The organism is Paenibacillus sp. GbtcB18, assembly GCF_019091125.1.
GTDB lineage: Bacteria > Bacillota > Bacilli > Paenibacillales > NBRC-103111 > Paenibacillus_F > Paenibacillus_F chitinolyticus.
In genome coordinates this window covers 502,989-519,683 of record NZ_JAGXJX010000001.1, presented here as the reverse complement: position 1 = coordinate 519,683, position 16,695 = coordinate 502,989, and the positions used below count along the sequence as shown (strand labels likewise).

18 protein-coding genes are annotated in these 16,695 nt (G+C 53.2%); 8 read left to right on the top strand and 10 right to left on the bottom strand.

What is annotated here, in order from left to right; translation table 11 throughout:
- Nucleotides 1–108: 108 nt before the first annotated feature.
- From KVT34_RS02580 to KVT34_RS02555, 6 genes are all read left to right on the top strand, one after another.
- Nucleotides 109–531 (top strand): c-type cytochrome, encoded by a 423-nt coding sequence (locus tag KVT34_RS02580; RefSeq protein WP_217556521.1) that lies wholly within the window; start codon nt 109–111, stop codon nt 529–531.
- Between the two features lie 186 nt (nt 532–717).
- Nucleotides 718–1,503, top strand: coding sequence for a gluconate 2-dehydrogenase subunit 3 family protein (locus tag KVT34_RS02575; RefSeq protein ID WP_217556520.1), 786 nt, complete (start codon nt 718–720; stop codon nt 1,501–1,503).
- 19 nt (nt 1,504–1,522) lie between these two features.
- Entirely contained in the window at nt 1,523–3,244 is a 1,722-nt protein-coding gene (locus KVT34_RS02570) for a GMC family oxidoreductase (protein ID WP_217556519.1), read from the top strand.
- Between the two features lie 39 nt (nt 3,245–3,283).
- Entirely contained in the window at nt 3,284–4,015 is a 732-nt protein-coding gene (tatC, locus tag KVT34_RS02565) for a twin-arginine translocase subunit TatC (protein ID WP_217556518.1), read from the top strand.
- Nucleotides 4,016–4,058: 43 nt separating this feature from the next.
- Complete coding sequence (gene tatA, locus KVT34_RS02560; protein ID WP_217556517.1) at nt 4,059–4,253, top strand: twin-arginine translocase TatA/TatE family subunit; 195 nt, start codon at nt 4,059–4,061, stop codon at nt 4,251–4,253.
- Nucleotides 4,254–4,472: 219 nt separating this feature from the next.
- A complete protein-coding gene (locus tag KVT34_RS02555; protein ID WP_217556516.1) occupies nt 4,473–5,015 on the top strand; it encodes a 1,2-dihydroxy-3-keto-5-methylthiopentene dioxygenase in 543 nt (180 codons plus the stop codon).
- Between the two features lie 91 nt (nt 5,016–5,106).
- Here KVT34_RS02555 and KVT34_RS02550 read toward each other — a convergent pair whose 3' ends face one another.
- From KVT34_RS02550 to KVT34_RS02540, 3 genes are all read right to left on the bottom strand, one after another.
- Complete coding sequence (locus KVT34_RS02550; RefSeq protein WP_217556515.1) at nt 5,107–5,919, bottom strand: HAD family hydrolase; 813 nt, start codon at nt 5,917–5,919, stop codon at nt 5,107–5,109.
- Between the two features lie 38 nt (nt 5,920–5,957).
- Nucleotides 5,958–6,140: a DUF896 domain-containing protein gene (locus tag KVT34_RS02545; RefSeq protein WP_009674341.1), complete on the bottom strand. Its 183-nt coding sequence runs from the start codon at nt 6,138–6,140 to the stop codon at nt 5,958–5,960.
- Between the two features lie 223 nt (nt 6,141–6,363).
- A complete protein-coding gene (locus tag KVT34_RS02540) occupies nt 6,364–6,897 on the bottom strand; it encodes a LysM peptidoglycan-binding domain-containing protein (RefSeq protein ID WP_217556513.1) in 534 nt (177 codons plus the stop codon).
- Between the two features lie 144 nt (nt 6,898–7,041).
- Here KVT34_RS02540 and lexA point away from each other — a divergent pair, with 144 nt between their 5' ends.
- On the top strand, nt 7,042–7,653 hold the full coding sequence (lexA, locus tag KVT34_RS02535) for a transcriptional repressor LexA (RefSeq protein ID WP_042228118.1): 612 nt from the start codon (nt 7,042–7,044) through the stop codon (nt 7,651–7,653).
- 155 nt (nt 7,654–7,808) lie between these two features.
- Here the strand turns inward: lexA and glnA are convergent, their stop codons facing one another.
- The 5 genes from glnA to KVT34_RS02510 all read right to left on the bottom strand — a co-directional run bounded on the left by glnA (nt 7,809) and on the right by KVT34_RS02510 (nt 13,689).
- Nucleotides 7,809–9,143 carry a type I glutamate--ammonia ligase gene (gene glnA, locus KVT34_RS02530; protein WP_217556512.1) on the bottom strand — a complete coding sequence of 445 codons (1,335 nt, stop codon included), beginning with the start codon at nt 9,141–9,143 and terminating at the stop codon, nt 7,809–7,811.
- A gap of 30 nt (nt 9,144–9,173) precedes the next feature.
- Nucleotides 9,174–9,587, bottom strand: a complete 414-nt coding sequence (locus KVT34_RS02525; protein WP_009674344.1) for a MerR family transcriptional regulator — start codon at nt 9,585–9,587, stop codon at nt 9,174–9,176.
- A 193-nt stretch (nt 9,588–9,780) separates the two neighbouring features.
- Nucleotides 9,781–11,031, bottom strand: coding sequence for a methionine gamma-lyase family protein (locus KVT34_RS02520; protein ID WP_217556511.1), 1,251 nt, complete (start codon nt 11,029–11,031; stop codon nt 9,781–9,783).
- A 19-nt stretch (nt 11,032–11,050) separates the two neighbouring features.
- Complete coding sequence (hflX, locus tag KVT34_RS02515) at nt 11,051–12,370, bottom strand: GTPase HflX (protein ID WP_217556510.1); 1,320 nt, start codon at nt 12,368–12,370, stop codon at nt 11,051–11,053.
- Nucleotides 12,371–12,723: 353 nt separating this feature from the next.
- A complete protein-coding gene (locus tag KVT34_RS02510) occupies nt 12,724–13,689 on the bottom strand; it encodes an AAA family ATPase (RefSeq protein ID WP_217556509.1) in 966 nt (321 codons plus the stop codon).
- 191 nt (nt 13,690–13,880) lie between these two features.
- Here KVT34_RS02510 and KVT34_RS02505 point away from each other — a divergent pair, with 191 nt between their 5' ends.
- Nucleotides 13,881–14,594: a hypothetical protein gene (locus KVT34_RS02505; protein ID WP_217556508.1), complete on the top strand. Its 714-nt coding sequence runs from the start codon at nt 13,881–13,883 to the stop codon at nt 14,592–14,594.
- A 164-nt stretch (nt 14,595–14,758) separates the two neighbouring features.
- Here the strand turns inward: KVT34_RS02505 and KVT34_RS02500 are convergent, their stop codons facing one another.
- The gene (locus KVT34_RS02500) at nt 14,759–15,667 is read right to left on the bottom strand and encodes a hypothetical protein (protein ID WP_217556507.1); all 909 of its coding nucleotides are present in this window, start codon (nt 15,665–15,667) and stop codon (nt 14,759–14,761) included.
- Entirely contained in the window at nt 15,667–16,677 is a 1,011-nt protein-coding gene (gene lplA, locus KVT34_RS02495) for a lipoate--protein ligase (RefSeq protein WP_217556506.1), read from the bottom strand. The genes KVT34_RS02500 and lplA overlap by 1 nt, the downstream gene beginning before the upstream one ends.
- Between the last annotated feature and the right edge of the window lie 18 nt (nt 16,678–16,695).

The window sequence follows — 16,695 nt, the reverse complement described above, 5'->3', positions numbered from 1 at the left end:
CAAAAGCCTTCGAAACCGTAATGAGCCAGCGAGAATATCTCCGGGACACGGACGCCAAACTATAGTCGGGAAACTTTTACTGAATGTAATCGAACGGAGGTGATTTGCATGAACAAACGGATGACAGCCTTGGTCGGCACCCTGCTCGTAACCGCTTCGCTGGCGGCCTGCGGCCAAAAGCAAACCGCGCCTACGCCTCAGCCGACGACTCCGGCTTCAACGGCACCGCCCGCGGCGTCGCCGACCGCTTCCCCCGGAGCCGCCGCAGGCGGCAACGCGCCCGAAGGCGCAGGCAGCGGAAGCCAGACGGCCCAAGCCGAATCTCTTTTCAAGGCCCAGTGTATCGCCTGTCATGGTGCCGATCTGGGCGGCGGCGTAGGCCCGAACCTTCAAAAGGCGGGCAGCCGCCTCAGCGAGGCGGACGTCAAGAACATTGTTCTGAACGGAAGAGGCGGAATGCCTGCTTTCAAGGGCAACTTGAGCGATACCGATATTCAGGCGCTGGCCGCATGGCTCGCCGCCAAGAAATAGCGTCGCAGTCTCCACGTTTAAGCATTCAACGAGTACTTCCGACAAGCACACGGAACAGCTTTAAAAAACGGAATCTTCCGATAGATTCCGTTTTTTCTTTTTTCTTACATACATATCGGCAAAAAGGTGATACTTGGATATAACCACCTATCTCGAATACCCCACTTCCCTTACAGGAGGAACATCATGTCAGAAAATCAGCAGACCAAGCAGCCCCGGGACGAGTCCCGGCGGAAGTTTCTGAAACTGTCCGGCGTAGCGCTCGGCGGAATTGTGGCGGGAGGAGTCGTCGGCGGTATCGTCGGCAATTCCATGGCCAAGAACAAACAGGCCGCTCCGGGCAGCCCCCAAGGACAAGGGCAGGCTCAGGCAGGCAACACCAAGGACTACAACCAGGCTCCCATGTTTTTCAATCAAGAGCAGCTGCGTATTACGGAAGCCGCGACGGAGCGTATTTTTCCGAAGGACGAACTGGGCCCCGGAGCCAAGGAGCTTGGTGTCGCTTACTATATCGACCATCAGCTTGCCGGCCAGTGGGGGATGAACGCCCGCGATTATATGATGGGTCCCTTTTATAAAGCCGAGGCGACTCAGGGCTATCAGGCAAGCTACAAGCGGCATGAGCTGTTTGTGATGGGCCTCACGGTCATGAACGACCACAGCAAGCAAAAGTACCAGAAAGGGTTTGCGGACCTGGCCGAGAACGAGCAGGACGAAGTGCTGAAAGCTTTCGAAAGCGGCAAAGACGTGCAGTTGAACGGCGTACCGAGCCAGACTTTTTTCGAAATGCTGCGCAGTTTGACCATCGAGGGTGCGTATGCGGACCCGCTTTACGGCGGCAACAAAAACATGGCGGGCTGGAGGATGCGCAAGTACCCCGGCGATCAGATGAGTTACACGGCGATCATTGACAAAAAAGAGTTTACCGTCATGGAACCGCTCAGCTTGCACGACCATACGAATCATTCCTGACTAGGAGGAACAACGAAGAATGGCAACCAAACTTCCCAAAGTACCTATCCTGATCGTCGGAATGGGCTGGTCCGGCGGTATTCTGGCCTCGGAGTTAACGAAGGCCGGGCACAAAGTCGTCGGACTGGAACGCGGCAAAAGCCGCAAAACCGAAGACTACTACATGGCCCACGACGAACTCCGCTATTCCCAGCGTTACGAGCTTATGCAGGACTTGTCGAAGGAGACGGTGACGTTCCGCAGCAGCGAGAAAGTACGCGCCCTTCCGATGCGCTCCTACGGTTCCTTCCTGATGGGAGACGGTGTCGGCGGCGCCGGCGTGCACTGGAACGGCCAGAACTACCGTTTTCTGCCCTACGATTTTGAAATCCGTACCAAAACGATCGAACGCTACGGCAAAAATAAAATTCCGCAGGGCATGACGCTGCAGGACTGGGGCATCACCTACGACCAGTTGGAACCGTACTTCGACAAGTACGAGAAAATGGCCGGGATCTCCGGTGAAAAAGAGCAAAACGAAATGGTCGGCAAACGTTCCGCCCCCTTTCCGACCGGCCCGATGAAAAAGACGCCGGGGATGGTCCTTTTCGAGGACGCCGCCAAGAAGCTCGGCTATCACCCGTATGTTATCCCGTCCGCCAACTTGTCGGAGAACTACACGAATCCCGACGGAATCGCCCGTGCGGCCTGCCAATACTGCGCGTTCTGCGAACGGTACGGATGCGAGTACGGGGCGAAAGCCGATCCCGTCGTTACCGTTCTCCCCGTTGCCGAGAAAACCGGCAATCTCGAAATCCGCACCAACTCGAACGTCACCAAAATTCTGCACACCGGGGGCAAAGTGACGGGAGTCGTATATGTCAATACGCCTACCGGCGAAGAATTCGAGCAGCCTGCGGACCTTGTCATTCTGGCGAGTTATGTGTTCAACAACGTCCGGCTTCTGCTCACGTCCAATCTGGGCAAACCTTACGATCCCAAAAGCGGAACGGGCGTCATCGGCAAAAATTATGCCTATCAGATTACGGGCGGGGGCGCAGCCGGCTTCTACGACGATCAGGAGTTCAGCATTTTCGCGGGGGCGGGGGCCCTGGGGAGCTGCTTCGACGATTTTAACGGCGACAACTTCGACCACGGCCCCCTTAATTTCCTGCACGGGGCGAACATCCGCTTTACCCAGGCCGGACTGCGTCCGATCGCCCACAACCCGGCGCCCCAAGGCACCCCGAGGTGGGGCAAAGAATTTAAGCAGACCACGATCAAATACGCCAACCGGTTCCTGAACGTCAGCACGCAGGGCGCCAACATGCCTTGGCAGCACCACTATCTGGATCTCGATCCGACCTACAAGGATATTTACGGGCTTCCCCTGCTCCGCCTGACCTACGATTTCGAAGACCAGGACAAGGAGATGGTCAAATACCTTGCCGAGAAAACGACGGCCGTGATGAAGGAAATGAAACCGACCAAGGTCGAGACGTCCAACACGATCAGCACCTATAACATCGTGCCCTATCAGTCCACCCATAACACGGGAGGGGTCATCATGGGGGCCGATCCTTCAACCTCCGCCGTCAACAGCTACATGCAAATGTGGGATGTCGAAAATCTGTTTGTCGTCGGCGCTTCCGCTTTCCCTCACAACAGCGGGTATAACCCGACCGGAACACTGGGGGCACTCGCTTACCGCGCCGCCGAGGGAATTTTGACTTATTTGAAAAAAAGCGGCCCGCTGGTCTGAACCGTCAGGGCTCTGGGCATAGAAATGAGGTGACGGCTTATGGACCGGCCATCCGAAATGATCGGTCACCTGGAGGAGCTGCGCAAACGGCTCATTCTGGTGGCGGCCTGGTTTTTGCTGGCTCTGATCGGAGGGCTTTACGTTTCCCCCGTTATTTTGAACGCGGTAAAAGATTCTCCGGCGGCGCTTTCGTTTCACTGGAACGTGTTCGCCCTTCCGGACGGCTTGGCCATCTACATGAAATGCGCCGTATTGTTCGCCGTCCTGCTCACTCTGCCGCTGCTCTTGTATCAGCTGTGGGCGTTTGTCAGGCCGGGCCTGAGCGAGCAGGAAGCCAAGGGGACGCTGATCTATGTCCCTGTTTCCTTCGCGCTTTTCTTATCGGGCGCCGCTTTCGGCTACACGGTCGTGCTTCCGATGATGATCCGGTTTATGCAGACTATCAACCGCAGCATCGGGGCCGCCGAGACCTACGGCATCGACCGGTTTTTCGGTCTCGTCTTCAACGTCGTGTTCCCGCTCGGAATCGCGTTCGAACTGCCGCTTCTCGTGCTGTTTCTTACAAGGCTCGGTCTGCTGACGCCCGAAAACTTGCGTAAAACGCGCAAATATACCTACATCGGACTGGCAATCGTCGGGGCTTCGATCTCGCCTCCCGACTTCTTCTCCCACATTGCCGTCACGATTCCGCTGATTGCGCTGTTTGAATGCAGCATCCTTCTGTCCGCCCGCTACGTCCGCAGGATGAACCTGTCCGCCGGAACCAGTTAAGTTTGATTGAACACCTAAATCAACTTGGAAAGGAGGCATTCCCATGCTCAACAATATCGGCATATCGGGACTGCTCATCATCTTGATGCTGGCCCTCATTTTGTTCGGCCCTTCCAAGCTGCCGCAGCTCGGACGCGCTTTCGGGGATACGCTGCGCGAATTCCGCACGTCAACCAAAGAAATGGTGGACGATGTGGAGAAAAGCATCGAAACGACCGAGCGGGATAAACAATCCTGACGATTTCAACCCGACTCGGCTCCTTAACCGGACCTCTATATCGGCAAAAAAAGAGAGCGTTTCTCCAGCAGGAGAAGCGTTCTTTTCAAATCCCATCGGAAAAGTCGTGTTTTTTGCCGGGAATCATCGACAGCCGGAGGTTTATCCTCTATAATCAGGTATAAACCTATTCCGACCTACGGGCGGCTATTATTTCCGAGAAAGAAAGAGGGATGAGAAATGGCTGAAATTCATATTCGCAACACGGGTGAACGCATTTCCGGAGAGGAGAATGTCCGGGCATTTCTGGACCGCCAGGAAGTTTTGTACGAGCATTGGAATCCGAACAAGCTGCCTGCCGACATTCAGGAGAAATTCATTTTGTCCGACGAGGAGAAAGCTCAAATTCTGAGCACCTTCGACGAAGAAATCCGCGATCTCGCCAAACGCCGCGGTTACCAGACATGGGACATCATCGCACTTTCCGATGCGACTCCGAACCTGGACGAGCTTCTTAAAAAATTCGAACAAGTGCATACGCACACCGAGGACGAAGTCCGTGCCATCACGGCAGGTAAAGGAATTTTTATCATCAAAGGTTCCGACGATGTCGGTTATTTCAACGTAGAGCTGGAAGCGGGCGATGTCATTTCCGTACCGGAACACAAGCCGCACTTCTTTACTCTGATGGACAATCGTCAAATCGTTGCCGTCCGCCTCTTTATCGAAACCGAAGGCTGGATTGCCCACCCGTTCGAGGATCCGACTTTTCAAAAAGCATAAGACGCCTCAAGCCGGACAACGGCGCTTACTCATTTAACTTATCCGAGAAAAAACCCGCCGCTCGTATAGAAACGAGCGGCGGGTTTTGTTTTTATCCCGATATTTGAACTTCCCGCTCCGCTTCCAGAATACCCCGGATGTCACGAAGAGAGGTGATTTCAAACGTTGGCTTGGCCTCTCCGTTAAAGAGCATACCGTGCCGGTTAATCCACATGTTCTTCATCCCGCAGCGGAAGGACCCGAGAATATCGGTCGTCAGCTTGTCGCCTACCATTACACATTCCCCGGCTTGAAGACCGAGAAGCTCCATGGCGTGATTGAAAATCGTGACGGCCGGCTTACCGTCGCCGAATTCGCCGGAGATTACAATGCGATCGAAGTAAGGAGCCAGCTCCGGGACTCCCGCCAGTTTTTCGCGCTGCAGATCGGGGGATCCGTTCGTCAGCAGGAGCAATTTGTAAGACTTCTTAAGCTCGGCGAGCACTTCGAACGTCTCTTCATAAACGATGGGACGAGATCTCCGTTCGGCGGGAAACTGCTCGGCGAGCCGCGCTCCCAGCTCCGGATCGTTAACGCCGAGAGCGGCGAGTCCGCGGGTCCACGCTTCTTTGCGGTAACCGGGTGCCAGAGCCTGCAGCTTGCGGAACTCTTCCTGCTTTCCTTCCGTAAAGTTGGCCCACAGCCCTTCAAACGGGTTGATTCCGATGTGCTGGGTGAAAGGAAACGTTTCGTAAGTTTCATACAAAGCGCGCGCTTCCTTGCGTACGGAGGCTTCCAACTCCGCCGGACTCACATCCGCATGGCGGGCCGCTTCCTCACAGGTAGCTTGAAACGCCTCCTTCACACTCCGGTCATCCCACAGCAGAGTGTCGTCCAAGTCGAACAAAATTGCTTTTACCGTCATCTTATAGATCCCCTTTACTGCCTCAGTCGGCCGATGATTTATTGTTCATCCGTATAATGGATGGAATCAAGCTGACCTCTTAGCTGTGTTTTCATAGCTGCAATATATTCTTTACGCAGTTCGTTGCGCTCCTCAAGCTCAGCCTCCGATAATCCGACGCTTTTTGCTTTCCGGGCCAACTCGTTAATGCGCTGTACTTTAAGTTGGAAACTGTCACTCATACGTAAACCTCCTATTCAGCCGTTCAATATCTTATACTTTGCCATTCGCTATGGGGATTGTCAAGAAGCCGCCTGACTTAAACGGACACGATAAACGATAAAAAGACATATCCTGACAGGACATGTCTTTTGATTATTCGGTATTTTCATTTCGGGTCCGTTAACGGGCTGCGTGTGGGGCATGCAGATACTTGCGGAGAAAACCTTCTAATAGAAGAAAGACTTACGGCAGTTTGATGACATCGCCTGCTTTAAGGACGTCTCCCGCGGATAACTGGTTAACCTTGCGCAGCTTGTAAATATACGCCCGCACATCGGAACCTTCCGGAACCTGAGCCGCAGCGATACTCCACAGCGTGTCCCCTCTTTGTACGATGACGGAAGGCTCTGCGTTCTCCTGCTTGTTAAGAACCGCTGCCTGACGTTGTCCGTCGGCCGGGCTGTTCTCGCCGCTCGCGAACGCTTGAACCATAATGCCGCAGCTGAAAGCGATCAGCAGTACAATCGCGATTACGGCCGTGCGGACGATATTGCGATTAGAATTTTTTGCATATCGAACATTTGTTCTCTCTCCCGCTTTAAGGGCACCCTGTTCGCTCTTGAAATCGGAAACACGCGACGTATAACGGCTGCTGTTCTCCCGATGATCGTTCGCTCTATTAGCTGCCGTTGTGTGCGGTGAAGTCTTGTCGGTTGCGGGCTGATCCCCGCTTCTTGTATGTAAGGAAAGTTCCGGATTGGCAAAGTATGCATTCATCAATAACGCCTCCAAACATTTGTTCTGTTTTGAATTTAACACGAACGAATGTTTGTGTCAACGCATTTTTTCGAACTTATGTTTGTACGAACTCCGGTTCTGTGCTATACTCTAGGTAATTTATACATACTGGAGTGATACGTAATGGGCAAGGTCTCGCAGCGCCAACTGGCCATCCTTGAATTTATCAAGAATGAAGTGAAAGATAAAGGCTATCCGCCATCCGTCAGAGAAATCGGGGAAGCCGTAGGTCTGGCATCCAGCTCGACGGTGCACGGGCATCTCGAACGTCTGGAGAAGAAGGGGCTGATCCGCCGCGATCCGACGAAACCGAGAGCCATCGAGATTACGGACGGAGATTCCGATTTCGCGCTTTCCATCGCGCAAGTCCCTCTCATCGGCAAAGTAACCGCAGGTATGCCGATTACGGCTACCGAGAACATTGAAGACTACTTCCCTCTTCCGATGCACCTCGTTAGCGACTATAACGTCTTTATGCTGAATGTCGTGGGCGAGAGCATGATCGAAGCCGGCATTCACAACGGAGATATGGTGATCGTCCGTCAGCAGCAGACGGCGAACAACGGAGACATCGTCGTCGCCATGACCGATGAAGACGAAGCGACGGTGAAGCGTTTCTACAAAGAACGCGATCATATCCGTCTGCAGCCCGAGAATTCCACCATGGATCCTCTTTTGCTCAATAATGTGACGATTCTGGGCAAAGTGATTGGTCTGTTCCGCAACATCCATTAATCCGGCCTTGGCAATGCAGCTGCCTATTACGCTAATAACATAGAAGAACCCGCAGAAATTGCTTTCTGCGGGTTCTTTTTTTATGCGGCAGCCCGGGAGCTGATCGTATGATCTTGAATACCACTCTTCGATCGGCCTTACCCGGCCCGGCTATCTTAGTAAAGCGTCATGTACTGCTCGCGTTCCCAAGCGTGAACTTGAGTGCGGTACATGTCGTACTCGATTTCTTTCAGTTCCACGAAATGCGCAAGCGCGTGTTCGCCCAGCGCGTCGCTGATCACTTCGCTTTTGATCAGCTCGTCAAGCGCTTCTCTAAGGTTACCCGGAAGGCTAGGGATTCCCTGCTCGATACGCTCTTCTTCGGTCATGACATAGATATTGCGGTCGGTCGGAGGCGGCAGCTGAGTTTTATTCTTAATGCCGTCCAGACCCGCTCTCAGCAGAACCGCCAGAGCCAGGTACGGGTTAGCCGCCGGATCCGGGTTACGAACTTCAACACGCGTGCTGAGGCCGCGGGAAGCCGGAATACGGATCATCGGGCTGCGGTTGCTCGCAGACCAGGCTACGTAACAAGGTGCTTCGTAACCGGGCACGAGACGCTTGTAAGAGTTGACGGTCGGGTTTGTAATCGCTGCGAATGCACGGGCATGTTGCAGGACACCGGCCATGAAGTGACGAGCGTCTGCGCTGAGGCCCAACGGATCTTTCTCGTCTACGAATGCGTTCTCTCCGCCTTTGAACAAAGACTGGTTGCAGTGCATACCGGAACCGTTTACGCCGAAGAGCGGCTTCGGCATGAACGTTGCGTGCAGCCCATGCTGTCTGGCGATCGTTTTAACGACAAGTTTAAACGTCTGGATCTGGTCGGCAGCTTTAATCGCATCCGCATATTTAAAGTCGATTTCGTGCTGTCCCGGAGCCACTTCGTGGTGGGAAGCCTCGATCTCGAAGCCCATTTCTTCAAGCTTAAGCACAATTTCACGACGGCAGTTCTCGCCAAGATCCGTAGGAGCCAGGTCAAAATATCCGCCTTGGTCGTTCAGTTCGAGGGTCGGGTTGCCTTTCTCGTCGGTTTTGAACAGGAAGAATTCCGGCTCGGGACCTACGTTCATCGACGTGTAGCCCATTTCCTCGGCTTCCTTCAGAGCACGTTTCAGAATTCCGCGCGGATCGCCAGGGAAAGGAGTCCCGTCAGGCAGATAAACGTCGCAGATCAGACGGGCAACTTTGCTTTCCGTCACCCAAGGGAAGATGACCCACGTATTCAGGTCCGGGTACAGATACATATCGGATTCCTCGATACGCACGTAACCTTCAATGGACGAACCGTCGAACATCATTTTGTTATCAAGCGCTTTTTGAAGCTGACTGACCGGGATTTCCACGTTTTTGATCGTGCCAAGGAGATCGGTGAATTGAAGACGGATAAAACGGACGTTCTCTTCTTTGGCGATTTTTAGAATATCCTCTTTCGTGTAAGAAACTGTCATAAACTTCTCCTCCTCTTACCCCATTGTTTTTTATTTTGGAAAAAATCGGGATAACTCACCTTGAATCAGCGATACCTGACCCGGACGCTTGCCCCCGCCGAGCAGCTGCTGCTTCAACATTTTGTGCAGCTGGGTGTCTGTCAGTTCTTTGCGTTTCACTTCGGTTTGTTCGGTAATAACGGTAGCTTCCTCGGAGTCTTTGGAGATCGGCAGCAGCACTTGTTTAATGCCCGCAATGTTAACGCCTTTCTCAATCAGATCCTTGATCTCAAGCAGTCTCTCCACATCGTTGAACGAATACAACCGCTGGTTGCCGGAGGTTCTTGCCGGGATCACGAGTTCGTGCTGCTCATAGTAACGAATTTGTCTGGCAGTCAAATCGGTCAGTTTCATTACAATACCGATTGGAAAAAGAGCCATATTTCTGCGGATATCATCACTCATGATCGATTCACTCCTGAACGTTAAGTTCTGCTCTTATTGTAAAGGAAAGTACGGAAACATGTCAAGTCATGTTAGATTAATTTACAAGAGAAAATAAAACGGACATTTCAGCCCCTTAAAAAGCCGAAATGCCCGTTTCTTTTCCGCTTTTCGCGGATTACCCTCAACCTTTTGCCCGAACCTCACATGAGATTTAGAGCAAACCCCGCTCCTTCATATGCTGTAGAGCCGTCAACACGCCCAATTTACAGTGGGAATAGGTCAAACCGCCCTGCATGTAGGCGATATACGGCTCCCGGATCGGAGCGTCGGCGGACAATTCCAGGCTTCCCCCTTGGATGAAGGTGCCTGCCGCCATAATGACGGGGTGTTCGTACCCCGGCATATCCCACGGCTCCGGCGTCACATGCGCGTCTACCGCCGATGCCCGCTGAACCCCCTGCACAAACGTGATCAGATGCTCGGCGCTCGTGAACTCGATCGCCTGAATCAGATCCGTGCGGGGATCTTCCGGTCTCGGCCGGGTTTTGAAGCCGAGCTGCTCGAAGACGGCCGCGGCGACCACCGACCCCTTCACGGCTTGTCCGACGAGATGGGGGGCCAGGAACAGCCCCTGATACAGCGAGCGGGTCGTTCCCAGCATGGCCCCCACTTCGCCGCCGATTCCAGGCGCCGTCAGCCGGTAGGCCGCCAGTTCGACAAGCTCTTTGCGGCCGGCGATATACCCGCCCGAAGCCGCAAGCCCGCCTCCCGGGTTCTTGATCAAAGACCCGGCGATAAGATCGGCTCCGACCTCACTTGGCTCCAGCCGTTCGGTAAATTCGCCGTAGCAGTTGTCGACGAATACGATCAGGTCCGAACGGATGCTTTTCACAAGCTTCACCATCTCCCCGATGGCCGCAACGGTAAAGGACGCGCGCCAGTCGTATCCGCGCGAACGCTGGATGCCGATGACTTTCGTTTTCGGCGTAATCGCCGCACGGATACCGGCTTCGTCGAGGGAGCCGTCGCCCAGAAGCGGTACCTCCCGGTAGCCGATCCCGAAGTCCTGGAGAGAACCGGTGCCGTCACCCGGCTTCCCGATTACTTTATGCAGCGTATCGTAAGGCTTGCCCGTGATATAAACCAGCTCGTCCCCCGGCCGTAATACGCCGAAAAGCGCCGTGCCGATCGTATGGGTCCCCGATACGAAATGAGGACGCACGAGCGCAGCCTCCGCTCCGAACACTTCCGCATACACGAGATCAAGCAGCTCGCGGCCTCTGTCGTTGTAGCCGTAACCCGTAGAAGAAGCGAAATGATAATCGCTTATGCCCTGGTTTTGAAAAGCGGCGATCACCTTCCACTGATTGTGGTCGATCGTCCGTTCAATCTCACGGAAGCGCGGTTGAACGCCTTCTTCCGCCTTTTCCATAATGGCCATGATGTCTGAATCGAATTGCATATCGTCCGTTCCCTCTCCCTTATTCTCCCTGCGTGTCCTGCTTGTCCTTCTCTTCCTTGACTTCGTAAGGAGCAAGCAGATACTGCACTTTATCGTAATCATCCTTATTAATGTTCACCCGGAACGTCAGTACGTCTTCTTCCGCCCCGCTCTCCGCCACGTCGCCTACCCGGTACACAAGAGCGATGATATCTCCCTTATCCGCCGGAATGCGGAACGTGCGGCTGTCTCCCATCAGCGTTTCTTGAATCAGAAGTCTTACTCTTTCCTGGTCTTCCTCGTCATAGGCGGAGATCCGCAAGTTCGGCAGGTTCGTCGTCAGCATTTGAAGCTCTTGCTCTGTGCATAAATCGATCTTGTTAAAAAGCACCGCCTGAGGCTTGCCGCTCGCTCCCAGATCGCCCAGCACTTCATTCACCACCCGCATCTGCTCCTCGCGCATCGGGCTGGAGCTGTCCACGACGTGAAGCAGAAAATCGGCTTCGCACGCTTCTTCCAGCGTGGCCCGGAATGCCGCAACGACATCGTGGGGCAAGTTCTGGATAAATCCGACCGTATCGGTCAGGACGACTTCCTTGCCGCTCGGAAGCTCCAGCGTGCGGGAAGTCGGATCGAGCGTGGCGAACAGCTCGTTCTGCACGTACACGTCCGCGTTCGTCAATTGACGCAGCAGCGTCGATTTGCCCGAGTTCGTGTACCCCACAAGCGCCACCTGGTAGACACCGGTTTTGCGCCGGCGTTCGCGGTGCAGCGTGCGGTGGCGGACCATCTCCTGAAGGTGCGCCTTCAGCTCGCTGATGCGGCCGCGGATGTGCCGGCGGTCCGTCTCCAGCTTGGACTCGCCGGGACCTCTTGTCCCGATGCCCCCGCCGAGACGGGACAAGTTCTTCCCGTGCCCCGAAAGCCGCGGGAGCAGGTAGCTCAGCTGCGCCAGCTCCACCTGCACGATCCCTTCGCGGGTGCGGGCGCGCCCGGCAAAAATATCGAGGATGAGCTGCGTCCGGTCTATAATTTTGACATCCAGCGCTTCCTCCAGGTTGCGCACCTGCGCGCCCGACAGTTCCTGGTCGAAGATCGCCGTCGTCGCCTCGTGCTCATCGATCAGCGCTTTCAGCTCTTCGACCTTGCCTTTGCCGATAAACCATTTCGTATCGGCGCTTTCCCGGTTCTGCGTCAACGTTTCCAGCACTTCGACGCCGGCCGTTTCCGCGAGCTGGATCAGCTCTTGGAGAGAGTAAGCCACGAGTTCTTCGTGTTTTTTCATATTATCCGTGACCAGGCTTACAAGAATAGCGCGGTCTTTCATTCCGGTTCTGACTTCATGACCTGTTTGTTTCATACAGTGTCTCCTTTTGGGTATATGTATCGCCATATTGGTGGGAATTATAGGCTCGTTAAGGGATCTAAAGCATCATTATCTCTCATTATTACCTTTTTTACAAAGGTATTCACCAATTTCTTTTGCCTTCGGCGAGGTCTCATCCTTTCATCGCTTATACGGAGTCTATTCACGCAGCCGTTAAGGCGCATTTAAGCCGGAAAAGCACAAGCAGCTTGCAAATAAAAAAACTTATCTTTTTGCAGATAAGTTTTTTCGCCCTATGCCGGGCAGACCGTGCTCCGAGCTCTAGTCGGCGGTTTTCATGCCAGCCTGCGGCACTGCTTTAGCCGTACACTCTCCATTTAGGCGGGTTAAGAAACGCCGTACTCCATTTTAAGCTTATTTTCCGTTACCGTCACATCTTGAGGCAGGATCTCCATCAGGTCCTGCTTGGACGGCTTTTTGTACCGGCTTAATAACCGGACCGCCTGATTTCTTATCGATTTCTCAATCACGTTGCGCACGAACCGGGCATTATTGAAATTAAGGCTCGTTTCTTTCTCCATTATAATGACGTCCCTCAGTTTATTGACCGATTCGAGGCGCATGGTATAATCACGCTCGCTCATCATCAATTCCGCGATTTGAATAAGCTGATCCACATTGTAATCCGTAAAATCAACCTGAATCGGAAAACGCGAAGGCAGCCCCGGATTCGTCGATAAAAAATAATCGATTTCGTCAGGGTACCCGGCGAGAATCAATATAAAATCATTTTTGTGATCTTCCAGGCTTTTCACGAGGCAGTCGATCGCCTCCTTGCCGAAATCCTTCTCGCCGCCTCTTGCCAGACTGTAGGCTTCATCGATAAAAAGGATGCCGCCGAGCGCTTTTTTGACCAAATCCCTCGTTTTGATGGCCGTATGCCCGATATATTCTCCGACGAGATCGGCACGCTCCACCTCGATCAGATGTCCTTTGCTCAGAACTCCCAGGCTTTTAAACAACTTGGCCAGTATTCTCGCCACGGTCGTTTTGCCGGTCCCCGGATTGCCTTTAAAAATCATATGGTAAACCTGTGCGTTATCTTTAAGTCCGGCTGCGCTTCTCAGCTTGTTGATATGCAGCGTCGCGTACATTTGATAAATGAGATCCTTCACTTCCTGCAGGCCGATCATCGTGTTCAGTTCCTTGAGCGTTTCGTTGAACGTTTCGGATTGGATATCCAGGGTCGTGTTTTCCGGTTCCTGTGTAAGCGGCGCAGCCTCTTGACTGTTGAACACAATATTGATCTGTGAATTGCTTCTGACCGTTATTCGTCTTGAAGTTGCGTCCATTCTCCTCACCTCTTTCGTAATTATATGCAGGGAAGGAACGGGGTCATGCAACAAACTTGGCGGCGGGACGTACGCATATTTAAAGGGAGCTTGAGGCCCGGGTACCGGGTTTCCGAAGCAATCGTTTATTGCCATATACTGGAACATATGTTAAGGTCGCCTTGTATCCTCATTTTGAAGGAAGTGAATCCGTGAAGAAATTAGTTCCGGCACTGCTTGCCGCAGTTTTTACGGCAGTCACCCCTGCCACTGCGGTTTATGGTGCAGCTATAGAATCCGAGTATACGGACACCGCAAGCGGTATCCGGTTCAGCACGTTCAGCATTCTGTCCGAGCACCGGGGAATCACAGATGCGGCCGTTCGGTATACGGATCCCAAGCGTAAACAGAAGAGTCCTGCCTTGCAAAGTAAACCTGCTCTCGATCCTGCGGAACAAATTTCCGAAGTTTATGATCACTCCGTCTATTCGAACGCGGGAACGAGCATGACGAGCTCGACATCCAGCCCGAGAGAAAATGACATTTTCCTAGTGTCCACTGCTCGCGGCAGCAGTCATACCCTAACCGAACCTAAGCGAATAACCGCTTCTCTGCAAATCAGCGGAGTCTACAACAGCGGTATCGTCAAACTTGTAAGGCTGGCCGTGGTCGGAAACGCTTCGGGAGAATTCAGCTATGCATGGCCTCACTCCAAGGTGTACACCGCACCGGAAACCGCGCCTTTTCATCGTGATTATTATGGAGCTGTCCAGTACGATACCTCTTCCACGCAGGTGCGCCAGACCGATATTTATAAACAATATTACAAATCCATTTATGTAAGAGAGGTTCAATATGACCGGGGGATTGTTGAAACGGTTTCTTCCAAAGCCCCAAAACCTATAGAATACTCCATTGATTTTTAGAAAACTCTTTAAACGAGTGTAAACCGGGTTTAGACTTTCCTTTTCCTTCCCGCAAAAGCTTCATATTAACCATAAAAAAGAGGGGATCTTCCGCCCCTCTTTGCTCTATCTATACATTTCAAAAAACAGGCACGAATCAGATATTTATCGACTTAACGAAGTCATTATTCACGGTTTTCCGTGCCTTCAGCCTGCTCCAACTCTCCGGATGCATCCTTTGCCGAAGTGTCACCGTCTTCATCCAGCGCCGCGGAAATTTGCTCCGAAGCTCGGCCGCCTGCCGCGTCCAAATAAAGCGAATCCAGATCGGCACGCCAATCCGCGATAAAGTAAAGGATATACTCCGAAGGCACGCCTGCCATGTCCGCCTGATCCCAATCCCCGGCCAAGTCGGTAAGCCTCAGATCTTCACCCTTATAGGGTCCCGAGGCAAAAAAATCGTTCGCCCAGTTCAACTGGAAAAGATGGCCGTCAGGCGCCTGAACCGCAGTAGGCGCGTAGCCCATCCGGATCTCCTGCGCCCGGGAAGTGGCCAGCCTGACATCGGCCGGAAGCGTATAAGGAGACGGCTCCACGCTTGCGACCTCGTCGCAAAAACGGATACGGCGGCCGTCCTGCCACAAATCGATCGGTGGCCGGCTTTGAAAGCTGACGTACGCCATGTCGAACGTTTCGCCGCGCACGGTCGTCACCCGGCAGGGAACTTCCGCGGAAGTCCGGCCGCCGGCAATGCTGCCTTGAGCCGTGGCCCCGATTTTCCCCAGCTCGTCCCAAATCTCATCGGATACCTCGTAGGTACCCGCATTCCAATGCTCCACCAGACCGGCTTTGGAAGGGTGAATATACGACATCATAATGCCGTCTCTTCCGAGGTACCATCTGCTGCCGCAGTTCTCACACGCATATTCCCAGCCATGCTTCAATTGTCTCTCGATCTTGAGCGCCCGCTGCACCTGCTTCGATTCGGCATCGTGGCCGTGCTGGAACCGGGCCCAGTTAAACGAAATATACTTCTTGCCGCTGCACTGGGGACATGCCGCCGGAGGCGATGATTTGCGGGAAAGACGAGGCATTACGCCTCCTCTCCTTTCAAAGTCAGCAGCCCGATAAATTCTTCCTTGCCGACTGCGCCGAAATAGGCGGTAATATCCGTCCCCTCGAGTGCCTGTTCCAGCGACTGGGTATCGTACTTCACGCCGGTAAGCAGGCGTTCGATCTCCTCGACATCTTTGACCCCGAAGAAATCGCCGTAAATTTTCATTTTACCGATGCGGCCTTCCTCCAGGTTCATCCGTACATCAATCGTTCCCACCGGAAAACGCTTGGAATTGACGAGTTCGCTTTTCGGCGATTTGCCGTAATTCCAATCCCAGTTGCCGTAGCGCTCCGCCGAAAGCTCGTGGATCGCCTTCCAGTCCTTCTCCGTTAATACATACTGAGGCACTTCCGATGCGCTCATGCCGAAAATAGTTTCCAGAAGCTCTTGTCTGAATTCTTCGATCGTCATGGGCTTATTAAGGAATTCCGTAATGTTGGCGACACGGCTGCGGATGGATTTGATGCCTTTGGATTGAATTTTGTCCGCTTTGACCCGCAGCGCCGAAACGACATGCTCGATGTCGGATTGAAAAAGCAGCGTTCCGTGGCTGAACAAGCGCCCTTTCGTCGCGAACATGGCGTTGCCCGAAATTTTGCGTTCTCCCACCTGAATATCGTTGCGTCCGCTCAGGTCGGCATCCACCCCCAGCTTGCGCAGAGCTTGTACAACGGGCTCCGTGAACTTACGAAAGTTATGGAACGATTCGCCGTCATCCTTGGTGATGAAGCTGAAATTCAGATTTCCGTGATCGTGATAAACGGCCCCGCCTCCCGACAAGCGTCTGACAACGTGAATTCCGTTCTGTTCCACATACTCCGTGTTGATTTCCTCCACCGTGTTCTGATTTTTTCCTATAATAATCGAAGGCTCGTTTATGTAAAAAAGCAGATAGGTTTCGTCTGCAGGCAAATTTTTGAGTGCATATTCCTCTATCGCCAAATTGATTTGCGGTTTTGTAATGGATTGATTATCGATAAACAGCATAGGGACCTCCACAGCGTT